General features: G+C 46.7%; 18 protein-coding genes. 15 read left to right on the forward strand and 3 right to left on the reverse strand.

Annotated elements, in window-relative coordinates; all coding sequences use genetic code 11:
• Positions 1-58: 58 nt before the first annotated feature.
• Positions 59-985 carry a heme A synthase CtaA gene (gene ctaA, locus JNUCC22_RS07530; protein WP_072589067.1) on the reverse strand — a complete coding sequence of 309 codons (927 nt, stop codon included), beginning with the start codon at positions 983-985 and terminating at the stop codon, positions 59-61.
• A gap of 343 nt (positions 986-1,328) precedes the next feature.
• Between ctaA and cyoE the strand changes: the two genes are divergently transcribed.
• The 6 genes from cyoE to ctaG all read left to right on the forward strand — a co-directional run bounded on the left by cyoE (position 1,329) and on the right by ctaG (position 7,301).
• Entirely contained in the window at positions 1,329-2,246 is a 918-nt protein-coding gene (gene cyoE, locus JNUCC22_RS07535; protein WP_003154486.1) for a heme o synthase, read from the forward strand.
• 217 nt (positions 2,247-2,463) lie between these two features.
• Positions 2,464-3,534, forward strand: coding sequence for a cytochrome c oxidase subunit II (gene coxB, locus JNUCC22_RS07540; protein WP_100001416.1), 1,071 nt, complete (start codon positions 2,464-2,466; stop codon positions 3,532-3,534).
• Between the two features lie 31 nt (positions 3,535-3,565).
• Positions 3,566-5,434 carry a cytochrome c oxidase subunit I gene (gene ctaD / locus JNUCC22_RS07545; protein ID WP_007611227.1) on the forward strand — a complete coding sequence of 623 codons (1,869 nt, stop codon included), beginning with the start codon at positions 3,566-3,568 and terminating at the stop codon, positions 5,432-5,434.
• Complete coding sequence (ctaE, locus tag JNUCC22_RS07550) at positions 5,434-6,057, forward strand: cytochrome c oxidase subunit III (protein WP_003154482.1); 624 nt, start codon at positions 5,434-5,436, stop codon at positions 6,055-6,057. The genes ctaD and ctaE overlap by 1 nt, the downstream gene beginning before the upstream one ends.
• 2 nt (positions 6,058-6,059) lie before the next feature.
• A complete protein-coding gene (ctaF, locus tag JNUCC22_RS07555) occupies positions 6,060-6,392 on the forward strand; it encodes a cytochrome c oxidase subunit IVB (RefSeq protein WP_007409686.1) in 333 nt (110 codons plus the stop codon).
• A 24-nt stretch (positions 6,393-6,416) separates the two neighbouring features.
• Entirely contained in the window at positions 6,417-7,301 is an 885-nt protein-coding gene (gene ctaG, locus JNUCC22_RS07560) for a cytochrome c oxidase assembly factor CtaG (RefSeq protein ID WP_095060010.1), read from the forward strand.
• 34 nt (positions 7,302-7,335) lie between these two features.
• On the opposite strand, the gene JNUCC22_RS07565 is transcribed toward ctaG, so the two are convergent.
• Positions 7,336-7,695: a YugN family protein gene (locus tag JNUCC22_RS07565; RefSeq protein ID WP_007409688.1), complete on the reverse strand. Its 360-nt coding sequence runs from the start codon at positions 7,693-7,695 to the stop codon at positions 7,336-7,338.
• Between the two features lie 140 nt (positions 7,696-7,835).
• On the opposite strand from JNUCC22_RS07565, the gene JNUCC22_RS07570 reads away from it, so the two are divergent.
• The 8 genes from JNUCC22_RS07570 to coaD all read left to right on the forward strand — a co-directional run bounded on the left by JNUCC22_RS07570 (position 7,836) and on the right by coaD (position 12,437).
• Positions 7,836-8,279 (forward strand): CBS domain-containing protein, encoded by a 444-nt coding sequence (locus tag JNUCC22_RS07570; RefSeq protein WP_003154478.1) that lies wholly within the window; start codon positions 7,836-7,838, stop codon positions 8,277-8,279.
• Positions 8,280-8,363: 84 nt separating this feature from the next.
• The gene (locus JNUCC22_RS07575; RefSeq protein WP_007409690.1) at positions 8,364-9,404 is read left to right on the forward strand and encodes a CAP domain-containing protein; all 1,041 of its coding nucleotides are present in this window, start codon (positions 8,364-8,366) and stop codon (positions 9,402-9,404) included.
• Positions 9,405-9,579: 175 nt separating this feature from the next.
• Positions 9,580-9,990 (forward strand): YlbD family protein, encoded by a 411-nt coding sequence (locus tag JNUCC22_RS07580; RefSeq protein WP_007409691.1) that lies wholly within the window; start codon positions 9,580-9,582, stop codon positions 9,988-9,990.
• 15 nt (positions 9,991-10,005) lie between these two features.
• A complete protein-coding gene (locus tag JNUCC22_RS07585; RefSeq protein WP_003154475.1) occupies positions 10,006-10,245 on the forward strand; it encodes a YlbE-like family protein in 240 nt (79 codons plus the stop codon).
• A 70-nt stretch (positions 10,246-10,315) separates the two neighbouring features.
• A complete protein-coding gene (locus tag JNUCC22_RS07590; protein WP_003154472.1) occupies positions 10,316-10,765 on the forward strand; it encodes a regulatory iron-sulfur-containing complex subunit RicF in 450 nt (149 codons plus the stop codon).
• Positions 10,766-10,823: 58 nt separating this feature from the next.
• On the forward strand, positions 10,824-11,096 hold the full coding sequence (locus JNUCC22_RS07595) for a YlbG family protein (RefSeq protein WP_003154470.1): 273 nt from the start codon (positions 10,824-10,826) through the stop codon (positions 11,094-11,096).
• Positions 11,097-11,395: 299 nt separating this feature from the next.
• A complete protein-coding gene (gene rsmD / locus JNUCC22_RS07600; RefSeq protein ID WP_007409693.1) occupies positions 11,396-11,950 on the forward strand; it encodes a 16S rRNA (guanine(966)-N(2))-methyltransferase RsmD in 555 nt (184 codons plus the stop codon).
• Between the two features lie 4 nt (positions 11,951-11,954).
• Positions 11,955-12,437: a pantetheine-phosphate adenylyltransferase gene (gene coaD / locus JNUCC22_RS07605; RefSeq protein WP_007409694.1), complete on the forward strand. Its 483-nt coding sequence runs from the start codon at positions 11,955-11,957 to the stop codon at positions 12,435-12,437.
• 18 nt (positions 12,438-12,455) lie between these two features.
• Here coaD and ylbJ read toward each other — a convergent pair whose 3' ends face one another.
• Positions 12,456-13,682, reverse strand: a complete 1,227-nt coding sequence (ylbJ, locus tag JNUCC22_RS07610) for a sporulation integral membrane protein YlbJ (protein WP_094031688.1) — start codon at positions 13,680-13,682, stop codon at positions 12,456-12,458.
• A 179-nt stretch (positions 13,683-13,861) separates the two neighbouring features.
• Here ylbJ and JNUCC22_RS07615 point away from each other — a divergent pair, with 179 nt between their 5' ends.
• Positions 13,862-14,641, forward strand: coding sequence for a patatin family protein (locus JNUCC22_RS07615; RefSeq protein ID WP_007409696.1), 780 nt, complete (start codon positions 13,862-13,864; stop codon positions 14,639-14,641).

Consider the following 14,641-nt stretch of genomic DNA (forward strand, 5'->3'; position numbering starts at 1 on the left):
GATCAGGTTTTTTATGTGTAAAGGCCGAAGCTCTAATGCTTCGGCCTTTTCATGTGCCTCAGATGTTCCGCTGTTTTGATTCATAGCGGAAGCGGGCGATTAATAATAAGAAATAGCATAAGACGCCGAACAGGCCGGCAATAAAGAGCGAATGGGCAAGTGCAAAGCCGGTGGCCATTTCTGAATAAACAACCATGATTCCGGAGAGCGCCTGTAATACAACAAAGGCAACAGCCGCTATCCAGCCCCCAAGAATCTGTTTTTGGTCTTTGTAAGAGCGCATCGCATGTGCAAAAGCGACAAGAATCCATACGAACAGAAGCAGCGCTGCCGTTCTGTGGCCCATCTGCACCCATTCCTGAAAATGGGACGGAAGCCCGTGATTCAGCCTGCTGCAAAGCGGAACGTCAGGGCAGGCAAGGCTTGATTTCGTATGGCGTACATAAGCCCCCGTATAAACGACGATATACGTGTAAATCGAAAGGCCGATCATATGAAACTGCATTTTTCTGCCGATTCTGAGCGGCTTGACGAGCTTTTTGTCTGATTTATCAGCTTCGAATATGAGCAGCGTCAAAATCAGAACAGAAGCGAAAGAAATCAGCGATATGCCGAAATGAAGCGCCATAACGAGCGCATTTGATCCGAAAACAACCGCTAATGCGCCGAGAAGCGCCTGTAAAAATAAAAAGATAATGGACATAATGGCGAGAAAGGTTGTTTCACGGAAAACAGGCGTGACTTTTCTCCATGCCCAAAAAGCGAGACTCAGCACGAGAACGATTGAGACACCGCTTGCGAGTCTGTGGCTCCATTCAATGATAGAAGCGGCGTTAAGCTCCGGGAAAAACCGGCCGTGGCAAAGCGGCCACTGCCTTCCGCATCCGAGACCCGATCCTGTCTTTGTGACAAGAGCGCCGCCGATCAGCACGACGAGCATAACGAATGTCGTCAGCACGCCGAGCGCTTTCAAAGCTTTATTCATTTTACATTCACCTTCTTAACAAACTGGACAAAATGATATACGTACCAAGTGTAAGCGAATATGTGTTTTGTGGCAATTCTCAATTCTGTTTGTTCACAAAAATATAATAGAATCAGGACTTCTTAGATAATGGGGTTGATTATTCCAGATGGGTCTGATAGAAATAAAGTAACCGCTTTATTATGAAACCGGCGGATTTGGTAAAATTCATAAAAAGTTCACAAATAAATTCCTGTTTCTCGTTTAATATTTAAGAGGATGTTTTTTTACAGGTCATTATCTTGTATGATAGAGTTGCAGGTCTTAAAAAACCTGCTTTAGGTTTGTAAGGGAGGTTTACGTTATGGCTAATTCCAGAATTTTAAACGATACAGCTATAGACGGACAGATTGAAGAGACGACGGCATGGAAGGATTTCCTTTCGCTTATCAAAATAGGAATCGTCAATTCGAATTTAATTACGACTTTTACCGGCATGTGGCTTGCGTTACATATATCCGGTCTGAGTTTTTTAGGCAATTTAAACACCGTGCTTCTTACATTAATAGGATCTTCTTTGATCATCGCCGGTTCTTGTGCGGTTAACAACTATTACGACCGTGATATTGATCATTTAATGGAACGCACGAAAGTAAGACCGACGGTAACCGGAAAGATTCAGCCGAATCAAGCGCTGTGGTCAGGAATTTTACTCATTGCTTTAGGACTTATCATGCTTTTGATGACCACCGTGATGGCAGCAGTCATCGGTTTTATCGGCGTGTTTACGTACGTTGTTCTTTATACAATGTGGACCAAACGCCGTTATACGATTAATACGGTTGTCGGAAGTGTATCAGGCGCCGTGCCGCCGTTAATCGGCTGGACAGCGGTTGAAGGGCACATCGGTGTTGTCGCGTGGGTTTTATTCATGATTTTATTCATCTGGCAGATTCCGCACTTTTTAGCGCTTGCGATTAAGAAGACGGAAGATTACAGAGCAGCGAATATTCCGATGCTTCCAGTAGTGCACGGCTTTGAAGTGACGAAAAGACAGATTATCGTCTGGGTCGCATGCCTGCTGCCGCTTCCGTTTTTCCTCGGCAGTCTCGGTCTTCCGATCGTCATTCTCGGCACTTTGCTGAATGTCGGATGGCTTGTTCTCGGACTGATGGGATTCCGCATGAAAAACATCATGAAGTGGGCAACTCTTATGTTTGTCTATTCGCTTAATTACATGACCATTTATTTTGTAGCGATGGTGGTCTTTACGCTGTTTTAATTGAATAATGAGCTTGTTTGATCGCCAAAACAAACAATGACAACTAGTAAACGCCGCCTTGACCTTTTGTTTAATCAGGCGGCTTTGCTTTTATACATAGATGGAATTTTAAGTAAAAAATCTCATATTTTAAGAAATGAGGAAAAGAAGTATTTCGGCTGGAAGCAGATTTACTGCTTGTGCATCTCGTACTGATTCAAAAAAGGGGTTGGGTGAAATGTTAAAGCGTTGGCGTCTTTTATCATTATTAGCCTTAATGCCGCTTTTATTGAGCGGCTGTGGAAAACCGTTTCTGTCCACGCTCAAGCCTGCCGGCGAAGTGGCTGATAAACAATATGATCTGACGGTGCTCAGCACACTTATCATGGTTGTCGTCGTTGCGGTCGTAGCAGTTATTTTCTTTTACGTCATTGTGAGATTCAGACGGTCGCGTATAGGGGAAGACACGATACCGAAACAGGTGGAGGGGAACCGTTTTTTAGAAATCACCTGGACCGTTATTCCGATCCTGCTTCTGATTATTCTTGTCATTCCGGTTGTCATCGATACATTGGCGCTGGCGGATACGTCGCCGATGGATAAGAAAAACCGTAAAGCAGAGGATGCGCTCGTGATTAATGTAAGGGCGAATTTATACTGGTGGGAATTCGAGTATCCTGATTACGGGTTTGTGACAAGTCAGGAGCTGATCGTTCCCACAGATGAACGCGTCTATTTCAAGCTGAAGTCCTCAGATGTGAAACACTCTTTCTGGATTCCGTCAGCCGGGGGAAAAATCGATACGAATACGGATAATGACAATACTTTCTTTCTGACCTTCGATTCTAAACGCAGCAAAGAAGCGGGAGAATATTTCTTCGGGAAATGCGCAGAGCTGTGCGGACCTTCACATGCGCTGATGGATTTCAAAGTGAAGCCGCTGCCGTCAAAAGAATTTAAACAATGGACGAAAGCGATGAAAAATTATAAGCATACAACAGACTCCGGTTTAGCCGCGCAAGGAGAAGAGCTGTTTAAGGAAAAAAACTGCCTGAGCTGTCATGCGGTTGAGCCCAATGATAAACGGGCTGAAGCGGCAAGAACGGCTCCGAACCTCGCTACCTTCGGTGAACGGGTCAAAGTGGCCGGCATTAAGGATGCGAATAAAGAGAATATAAAAGCCTGGCTGAAAAATCCGGACAGCATTAAACCGGGCAATAAAATGACAGGCACTTATCCGAAGCTCTCGGACGCTGAAACGGATGCGCTGTATGAATATTTAAAAGGGCTGAAAGCGGAGAACAAGTGAGGACAGGGAGATATCAGGGGGGAGGTCGTAAATGATGAATACGCTTACAGGACAGCAAAGAAAAAGCTCTTTGCTTTGGGATTATTTGACGACGGTTGACCATAAGAAAATCGCGATTTTATATATGATCGCCGGGGGATTTTTCTTCGTCGTCGGCGGACTTGAGGCCATGCTTATCAGGATTCAGCTCTTGAGGCCGGGGAACGATTTTATGGGTGCGCAGCAGTTTAATGAAATTATGACGATGCACGGCACGACAATGATCTTCCTGGCGGCGATGCCGCTGTTATTCGGGCTGATGAACGCGGTTGTGCCGCTTCAGATCGGGGCGCGTGACGTATCGTTCCCATTTCTGAATGCGCTCGGATTTTGGCTGTTTTTCTTCGGAGGCATCTTTTTGAATCTGAGCTGGTTTTTAGGAGGCGCTCCTGATGCAGGCTGGACGTCGTACGCGTCGCTTGCGCTGAATTCGAAAGGGCACGGCATAGACTTTTTCGTGCTCGGCCTGCAAATATCAGGCTTAGGTACGCTGATTGCGGGGATCAACTTTCTCGCCACGATTATTAATATGAGGGCGCCGGGTTTGACGTATATGAGACTGCCGCTGTTTACGTGGACGACATTTGTGGCGTCGGCACTCATTTTATTCGCATTTCCTCCGCTCACCGTCGGTTTGGCGCTGATGATGCTGGATCGTTTGTTCGGAACGAATTTCTTTAATCCTGAATTGGGCGGCAATACGATAATCTGGGAGCATCTGTTTTGGATTTTCGGGCATCCGGAAGTATACATTTTAATTCTTCCCGCCTTTGGGATTTTTTCAGAAATCATTCCCGTATTTGCGAGGAAACGTCTGTTCGGTTATTCGTCTATGGTCTTTGCGATCGTGCTGATCGGCTTTCTCGGGTTCATGGTTTGGGTTCACCATATGTTTACGACGGGACTCGGACCGATCGCTAATGCGATATTTGCGGTTGCGACGATGGCGATCGCGGTGCCTACGGGCATTAAAATTTTCAACTGGCTTTTGACCATCTGGGGAGGAAATGTCAAATTCACGACGCCTATGCTGTATGCCGTCGCCTTTATTCCTTCTTTCGTACTCGGAGGAGTCACGGGTGTCATGCTGGCGGCCGCAGCGGCAGATTATCAGTTCCACGATACGTATTTTGTCGTAGCGCATTTCCACTATGTCATTATCGGCGGCGTTGTGTTCGGCATCCTGGCGGGGGTGCATTTCTGGTGGCCGAAAATGTTCGGGAAGGTGCTTCATGAAACGATGGGGAAAATTTCGTTCGTCTTATTTTTTATCGGGTTTCATCTTACCTTCTTCATTCAGCATTTCCTCGGTTTGATGGGAATGCCGCGGCGCGTTTACACATATCTGCCCGGCCAGGGGCTTGATACCGGCAACCTGATCAGTTCAATCGGCGCGTTTTTCATGGCGGGCGCGGCTGCTTTACTCGTCGTCAATATTATTTATACCTCAATAAAGGGGAAATACGTCGGGAACGACCCGTGGCTGGACGGTCGTACGCTTGAATGGGCGGTTTCTTCGCCGCCGCCGGAATATAATTTTAAACAGCTTCCGTTTGTCCGGGGCCTTGACCCGCTGTGGATTGAAAAGCAGGCCGGAAATGAAGGGATGGCGCCTGCAGAGCCTGTAGAGGACATTCATATGCCGAACGGATCCATCATGCCGTTTATCATATCTTTCGGGCTGTTTGTCGCAGCGTTCGGGTTTTTATACCACTCCGATTATTCATGGGGGCTTCCGGTTATCTTCATAGGGCTCGGCATCACATTCTTTACCATGCTGCTTCGCTCTGTGGTCGATGATTACGGCTATCATATTCACAAAGAAGATCTGCCGAATGATGATAAAGGGGTGAAGGCGTAATGCAGCTGCAGGAAAAAATGACGGCTGAAACCTTTCCGGCTTCTCCTGAAAAAGCAACGCTGGAGGGGAAAAATAAGTTTTTGGGATTTTGGCTGTTTCTCGGCGGGGAAACGGTTCTGTTCGCCTCGCTATTTGCAACATTCCTTGCTTTACGGGAATCTAAAGCCGGAGGGCCGTCAACGGCTGAGATGTTTGAGCTGCCGATCGTATTTATCGCGACGATGCTTCTTTTAACGAGCAGCTTAACGAGTGTGTATGCGATGTATCATATGAAAAATTTCTCCTTTAAAAAAATGCAGGTGTGGCTTTTGGTTACCGTTTTATTGGGAGCAGGATTTTTAGGGGTGGAAATCTATGAATTTATGCATTACACTCACGAATTCGGCTTTACCATTACAAGCTCTGCGCTCGGCTCAGCGTTTTACACGCTCGTCGGCACACACGGAGCACACGTGGCGTTCGGGCTGTTGTGGATCAGCGCGCTGATGATCCGGAATGCAAAAAGAGGGCTCAGCCTTTATAATGCGCCGAAATATTATGTGGCCAGCTTATATTGGCATTTTATCGATGTCGTGTGGGTCTTTATCTTTACCGTTGTATATTTGATGGGGATGGTGGGATAACGATGGACGATAACAAAAACAGAGGGACTGTCAGTACGGATCTCGAATATCGAAAAAAGAAAAATGCCGAGGAGATGAAATATCAGGTCATATCCTTCGGTTTGATGATCGGCCTTACGCTTGTCGCGTTTTTGACGGTGGCTGCTGACGGCATTGCCGGATGGTTTACGATGCCGTTTCTGATCCTGCTTGCGGTCATCCAGGTCATCTTTCAGCTGTTTTACTTTATGCATATGAGCCAGAAGGGGCATGAAGCGCCGTCATTATTTCTGTATTCGGGAATATTTGTCGCGTTTATCACCGTGCTTGCATTTGTCACGATTATTTGGTGGTAATCGGGGCGGCGGGGAGTGAGAGATTTGATTAATTTGGAAATGTTCGGGTTTCGCGCAATGTGGAGCCCGTATCTGTTTTGTATAACTGCCGTGATAACAGGTGTTTACTTTTACTGGTGCAGCCGGCATAAAGGACGTGTGGCCGCTAAGGAGAAGGTGCTGTTTGTGCTTTCCGCGCTGTTTTTTTACGCGGCTGCGGGAAGTCCGGTTGATTTATTGGGCCATGTGATGTTCAGCGCCCATATGACGCAGATGGCGGTTCTGTTTTTAGTCGTACCGCCGCTGTTGATTTCCGGAATTCCCGGCTGGGCATGGAAAAAACTGATCTTCCGTCCTGTCGTAAAGCCGCTGTTTTCGTTCTTTTCAATGCCGCTTATCGCATTAGTGCTGTTTAACGGTATTTTTTCACTGTATCACATCCCGTTTATATTTGATTTCGTCAAAACGGATTCGCTGTATCACACGCTGATGAACGGACTCATCTTTGTAACGGCGTTTTTTATGTGGTGGCCGCTTGTGCATAAGGTGGACGGTCTGCCCCGTCTCAGCGGTTTAATGAAGCTGGGGTATATTATGGCAGACGGGATTCTGTTAACGCCGGCCTGCGCGCTCATTATGTTCAGCGGGGCGCCCATGTATGCCACGTATACAGATCCGGCGGCTTGGGCCGAAGCAATGAAGCTTTGCGTTCCTTTAGATTTGCTGGAGGAGATCCCTTTATCCGGACCGGAGATGTTTAACACGCTCCCTCCTCTGGAAGATCAGCAGCTTGGGGCAGTGCTGATGAAAATCATTCAAGAGGCGGTCTACGGAACATATTTGGCTGTCATCTTTTTTCAGTGGGTCAGAACGGAACGGGAAAAAGATACGCTGTCAGAGCCGCCGTATATCGAGCATACCGTCTCATGAAAAAAAGTACAGCAGAATATGCTGTACTTTTTTATTACATTTGCACTGTTTTTAATGACTCTTCCAATTCAAGCAGTAAAGCTTTGCTTTCAGCGACGACATGTTCCGGAAATTCTTCAGCGCTGCCGTATTCTACGCCGTGCGGATAATAATGCTTTCCTAAAAGAGGGGCCTTCAGCTGAATCACGGCCCGGCTGCCGCCGACATCGCCCTCTTTTGCCGTTCCTTGAATCCGCAGATAAAATGTCCCCTCAGGTACTGAAAACTTTTTGTCGTAAGTCACTCTTTCATAATCCCATTGTCCAGCCAGAATGAGCCCTTTACCTTCCATCAGATCATTCAAGCGGCTGAGCTCCGCTGTTACCCCTTCAAGACCGCTGTTTTCAAACTTCAAACCTTCCCCCTCCTTTTAAAAATGCCCTTTCCTGACAATCATAGTATGAAAGCGTTACACTTTCAATGATTCATACGGTGAAAGTATGCAAAAAGAAAAATTTGACGACAATAGTAGCAGAAAAAAGGAGGAATTCCGCAATGACAAAGATCAATAAGCTCATGACGTCAGACTTGCAATATTGTACAGTATTAGATAATGTATATGAAGCTGCGGTGAAGATGAAAGACGCAGATGTCGGCGCCATTCCGATAGTGGATGAAGACGGCGCCACACTTGTCGGGATCGTGACAGACAGAGATCTCGTATTACGGGGAATTGCTTCAAAAAAGCCGAACTCTCAAAAAATAACCGACGCAATGACAGAGCGGGTTATCAGTGCAGAAGAAGACGCCTCTGTGGAGGAGGTGCTCCATTTGATGGCTGAACATCAGCTCAGAAGAATTCCCGTCACAAGGGATAAAAAACTGGTCGGCATTGTTACGCTCGGCGATCTTTCGTTGGCCGAGCAATCAAATGAGCAAGCAGGCCGGGCGCTGTCTGACATTTCTGAAGACGGCGGTCCGGAGGGGTTTATCCATTAAACATAAATCACGGACGATGCAAATAGGCTGTACTGTATAAGAGTAAACAAAAACAGAACGGTTTGAACATATGGGGGTGAGAGGTTGAAAAATATCGCAAGGGCTCTCGTTATCCTTTTGCTTATTTACGGAGCGTATGTTCTGTTTATACAATATGGATCGGCTCCTCAGAAAAAGACGGATCAGGAGGAGCCTCAGGTTTCCAATGAAGAAGAGAGCGGAAAACGGCTGAAAATGCCGTCATCCGGACTGCTTTCTCTCATGGGGAAATCTGCCGCCGATGTGAAAAAGAAACTTGGGGAACCGTCCCGGAAAGATCCTTCTGCCTACGATTACGAGTGGTGGGTGTACAACCAGGGGAAAGACCAATACGTACAAGTCGGTATTTTGAATGATAAAGCCGTGACTTTATACGCTTCGGGAAGCGGCATCAACGCAAAACCGTTTAAGATCGGCGAATCGACGGGCGAAGTTTTTAAAACGACGCAGGTTTCTCCTTTTGTCAATGTGACTGACAAGGGAAACACGTATCGGTTCGAATTTTCTGAAGAAGATATCAATACCCGTCCCACCGTTAAGATAGGCGGAATGTATGTTCAGCTGTACATGGACAAATTTGACGGGAATCTGTCAAGCATCAGGGCATTTGATGCGGAAACACTTGTGAAACAAAGGCCGTATGAAGTCATGTACAGAGGAAAGCTGACAGAACCCGAGCCTGTTTCTGATAAAAAATGGAACGACATTGAACGAGCGAGTGAGCAGCAGATTCTCGATATTACAAATGTCATCCGCGTAAAACACGGACTTGCAAGGCTGAAATGGGACGAAGGCGCCGCAAAAGTGGCATTCGGTCACAGCAAGGACATGAAGGATAACAAGTATTTCTCTCACGTCTCAAAGAAATACGGGACTCTGAAGGACCGCTTGGAAAAAGGCGATGTGAAATACCGGGAGGCCGGTGAAAATATTGCCTACAACTATGTGGACGGTCCTGCAGCCGTGGAGGGCTGGCTGAACAGCGAAGGCCACAGAAAGGCGCTGTTAAGCCCGGATTATACGCACCTCGGTGTCGGCGTTGATCAGAAGTATTATACGCAAAACTTCATTAAGCCTTGGCAGTAAAAAACCGCAGAGGGGCGCGTCCCCCGCGGTTTTTTTATGTTTTTTCGCGAGCGGCGCTCCTGCCGAAAAAAACAATTTTTATATATACCTGCTTTTTTTCGCAATTTAGGCGAACATTAAGGCGCATGAACCGATACATTATAGCAGGCAAAACTTTTCGGAGGGGGTGAGAATTGTGGCGAATCAGCAATCACGGCAATCAATCGATGATTTTAAACAATTCGTAAAAAAGCATCCCAAACTGATCCAAAATGTTCGCAAGGAACAAAGAAGCTGGCAGGAAGTCTATGAAAATTGGGTTCTTCTGGGCGAGGATGATCCGATATGGGACCCTTTTAAAGACGAGGCCGTTCAGCCTTCTTCCGACGCGGAAACCAAACAGGAACCAGCTGAAAAAAACGATTTCGTTTCAAAAATGGTCACTGCCGTCAAAAAGATGGATATCAACCAAATGAATGAGCAGATCAATAAAATGAGCCAATCCATTTCATCATTGCAAAGCCTTTTAAGCCAATTTTCGGGGAGCAGCACGAAGCAGCCCCGGCAAGGCTCCGGACAACATCCTTTTTCGTTCAGAAAGGATTAAAGAAGGGGATCGTGTATGCGAAAAGAGGTTCAGGAATTCATATCCGCAGATGAGGAACGGAAACGGTTTATACGGCAGCGTCCCGTCTGGTACCGCAGACTTGCGAGAAAACCGGACGATCTCAATTCCTTTCAGCTTGACATGATGAATTTTTATGAAAAGACGATACCGCATCGAGTAAGCCAATTCTCAAACGGGATTCAAATGGCGCAGATGATGATGCAGATGGTTCACGCCATGCGTTCACAGGATTAAAAAGCGTTTAAACGCCGCATTTTCCAATTGGGTGGTTTCATGGTAAACTAGCAACTGGAGGTGCGTATTTATGTATGCAACAATTGAGTCCGTCAAGCTTCAAAGTGAAGCGGAGCAGCTTGCCGGCATGATTCTGCAGTCTGAGACGGCTGAAAATTACCGCGATTGTTACAAGCGTCTCCGTGAAGATGAAGAGGCAGGGCGGATCATTCGTTCTTTTATGAGCGTTAAAGAGCAGTATGAGGATGTGCAGCGTTTTGGCAAATACCATCCTGATTATAGAGAGATTTCCCGCAAAATGAGAGAAATGAAGCGGGAACTGGATTTAAACGATAAGGTGGCCGAATTTAAAAAAGCGGAGACTGAGCTTCAGTCGCTGCTTGACGAGATCAGCATTGAACTCGGAACGGCCGTCTCGGAGCATGTAAAAGTTCCGACGGGGAATCCTTATTTTGACGGCCTGTCATCCTGCGGCGGCGGGTGCGGTTCCGGCGGCGGCTGCGGATGCAAAGTTTCCTGACGAGACGGCCGTCTCGTCTTTTACATAAAATGAACAGAAAGTCAGGCGGGTGATCATGATGGAAAATAAGCGCCAAGGCATAATCGTATATCTGCATTCCTTAAAACACAGCAAAATGCTGAGAAAATTCGGCAACGTTCATTATGTTTCCAAGCGGCTGAAATACGTTGTGCTGTATTGCGATATGGACCTAATCGAAAAAACAATGGAAAAGATTTCTTCTTATTCTTATGTGAAGAAGGTAGAGCCTTCTTATAAACCTTTTTTAAAGCTGGAATTTGAATCAAAGCTTGATAAGGCGAAAGAGTACGATTATAAAGTCGGTATATAAAAAAATCCCCGCAGATACCTGCGGGGTCCTTCTATTCCTTAACAAGTTAAGGAGAAGGAAAAGGGAGAGGAGAAACCGGAGGAAGAACTTATGGGGAAACGTAAGTCTTCTCCGCGGTTGGCAACAACATCATTCATTGATGCTGTTACACGTAGTCTTGACAGGAATGTGAATATGTATACACGTTTTTCACGTTCATTGTTTGAAAGAATGCTTTATGATAAGATAGGGATTGTTTTGATACATAACGGCTCAGCCGATGAGTAACATCAAAGTTTTCAGAAAAAGTGGTGTGAATAATGAGAGTAATTTCCGGTTCAAGAAAAGGACGAGCCTTAAAGGCTGTGCCGGGCACATCAACAAGGCCGACGACGGATAAAGTAAAAGAGTCTATTTTTAATATGATCGGCCCGTATTTTGACGGAGGAACGGGGCTTGATTTGTTTGCGGGGAGCGGCGGTCTCGGGATTGAAGCGCTGTCGCGCGGATTTGACCGCTGTATCTTTGTGGATCGTGATTTCAAAGCCATCCAAACGGTAAAAGCGAATATCAAAGCGCTTGATCTGCTGTCTTCAGCGGAAGTATACCGCAATGATGCAGAGCGGGCCCTCTATGCCGCGGCGAAACGGGAAAAAGGTTTTGACGGAATTTTCTTAGATCCTCCGTATAAGGAACAAAAGCTGAAAGCGCTTATCGAAATGATTGATGAGCAGAACATGCTGAATGAAGACGGTTTTGTCGTAGCCGAGCATGATAAAGCCGTTGCGCTTCCTGAAGCCGTCGGCGCGCTTTCTGTAACAAGAAGGGAAATTTACGGGCTTACAGGAGTGACGATATACCGAAATAGGGGGTAATGATGTGGCAAGTATAGCTGTATGTCCCGGAAGTTTTGATCCCGTCACCTACGGACATCTGGACATTATCAGACGGGGGGCAAACGTGTTTGAGCAGGTGTACGTATGCGTGCTCAATAATTCTTCTAAGCAGCCGCTGTTTACAGTTGAGGAACGATGTGAGCTGTTAAGAGAAGTGACAAAAGACATACCGAATGTTACGGTCGAGACGTCACAGGGACTGTTAATCGACTATGCGAAAAAAAAGCGGGCGAAGGCGATTATCAGGGGGCTCAGAGCCGTTTCTGACTTCGAATATGAGATGCAGGGGACTTCCGTCAACCGCGTGCTCGACGAATCAATAGAAACTTTTTTTATGATGACGAACAATCAGTACTCTTTTTTAAGTTCAAGCATCGTAAAAGAAGTCGCAAAATATAACGGGCCTGTTTCAGAGTTTGTTCCTCCGGAAGTTGAACAGGCGCTGATGCAGAAATTTAAAGGATGAGAAGCGCTGATTGGCGTCTCATCCTTTTTTTGTCCGTGCTGACAGCCTGTAACAATAAATCAATGCGTATACGGCGAGAGCTGTCAGCGTGATGGCGGGCCCGGTTTCAACAAGTGTATTCCAGCCGCTGACGGCAGCAGATCCCGCTTCCTGATCGCGGAAAGGGAGGAATACGGACTGGTAAGGTTCGTCCAATGCAAGGTAAAGCGGCTTCCACAGTAAGAGAATAAAGAGTGCGGCATAAATGCCCTGAAGGATACGCGCCGCGAAAAACGGTTTAAAGCGGATATCTGTTTCCGATAAAATGCCGGCTACCTGGGCCTGTACGGAAAGGCCGCTGAACCCGAGAATAAAACTCACAATCATGGCTTTCGGCAGCAAGGCGGCATCAGCTTCACTGACCAGCTTGCTCCCAAGTGTAATTTCAAACATTCCGCTGATAAGAGGGATGTCCAGATTTGCCGGAAGATGAAAAAGCGAAAGCAGCGCGTTTGTAAATACAGAAAGCACATCCATGACTTGTACGATTGATAATAACCGGCTGAAAACCGAAAACAATATAATAAAACCGCCCACCATCAGCAAGGTTTGTACAGAAGAGGTGACGGCGTCGCCCAAAATTTTTCCGAGCGGCCGCTTTTCCGAAAGCCGCGCCTTGTGGAGGGCCAGAAATGCTTCCTTCAGAGAAGGGAGAGCGATCGTCTTTTTACCGGTATACGCCGCTTCTTCTTTCCGTCCGTATGAACGCATCGTCAGGCCGACGGCGATGTTTCCGAGATAGTGAGCCGATGCCAGCAGAATGCCGAGAGACGCGTTATGAAAAAAGCCGACTGCCACAGCAGCGAATATAAATAACGGATTGGATGAATTGGTAAAAGAGACGAGGCGTTCAGCCTCTACTCTGGAGATTTGTTTATCCTGGCGCAGCCGTGCAGTCAGCTTCGCGCCGGCCGGATTGCCTGAAGCCATGCCCATAGCCAGTACAAATCCGCCGACCCCCGGCACTCTGAAAATGGGACGCATAAAGGGTTCGAGTAAAAGGCCGACAAACTTGACAATGCCGAATCCGATTAAAAGCTCAGATAGAATAAAAAACGGAAGCAATGAAGGAAAAACTACCTCCCACCACATGGAAAGACCGGTTTTGGAGGCTTCGAATGAGGCCTGAGGGTGTGAAATAACCGTAGCCGTCAAAAAAATGAAAAACAATGAAATCAAAAATGTATGAAACTTAGACAAATTCATTCTTACCTCCCCGATGCTAAAATTGCACACTGACATTTATATCATGATAAAATATAGAACAGACCTTAAAGGCGGCCGGGCAAGTACCTATTTGTCATCCTGTACTAATATACGAGCATAGGGGTTCAATTTAGACCATAGAATTCATGTATAGGATGTCTATTAGGGGGTTCGTCGCGTTGGCCAAACCTACAATCGGGTTAGCGTTAGGTTCGGGAGGGGCAAGAGGCATCGCTCATCTCGGAGTGTTATCCAGTTTACATAAGCATCAGATTCCAATTGATATGATTGCCGGCAGCAGCATGGGAGCATTAGTCGGAAGCTTTTATGCGGCCGGGCATGACGTGGCCACGATGAAAAAAGTCGCTAAAGCATTTAAGCGGCGGCTGTACGCGGATTATACGATGCCGAAGCTCGGATTTTTAAAAGGAGACCGCATCAGGCAGCTCGTTCATGCCTATACGTACGGCAAGCCGATAGAAGAACTGCGGATCCCGCTCGGCATCGTGGCCTGCGACCTTCAGACCGGCGAAAAACTCGTTTTTACGAAAGGTTCAGTGTCCGAAGCCGTCCGCGCGAGCATCAGCATACCGGGCGTTTTCGTCCCGCAAAAAATGAACGGACGTATGTTAGTCGACGGCGCGGTGGTCGACAGAATCCCGGTTTCCGCCGTAAAAGATATGGGTGCTGATATCGTCATCGCCTCGGACGTATCCCGGGTGAAAAAAACGGAAAAAGCGGCACATATTTTTGATGTAATCATGCAAAGTATGGATATACTGCAAAATGAATTGGTCCGTCACCAGACCATTGCCGCAGACGTCATGATCCGCCCTTCTCTTGAATCATTCAGCTCAAGTTCTTTTGCCAACATTGATCATATGATCACAGCGGGCGAAGAAGCCGCAGACCGGATGATCGGCCGGATTAAACAAGAAATAGAGAACTGGGAGGGCTAA

Source organism: Bacillus sp. JNUCC-22, from assembly GCF_018861275.1.
GTDB classification, from domain to species: domain Bacteria; phylum Bacillota; class Bacilli; order Bacillales; family Bacillaceae; genus Bacillus; species Bacillus velezensis.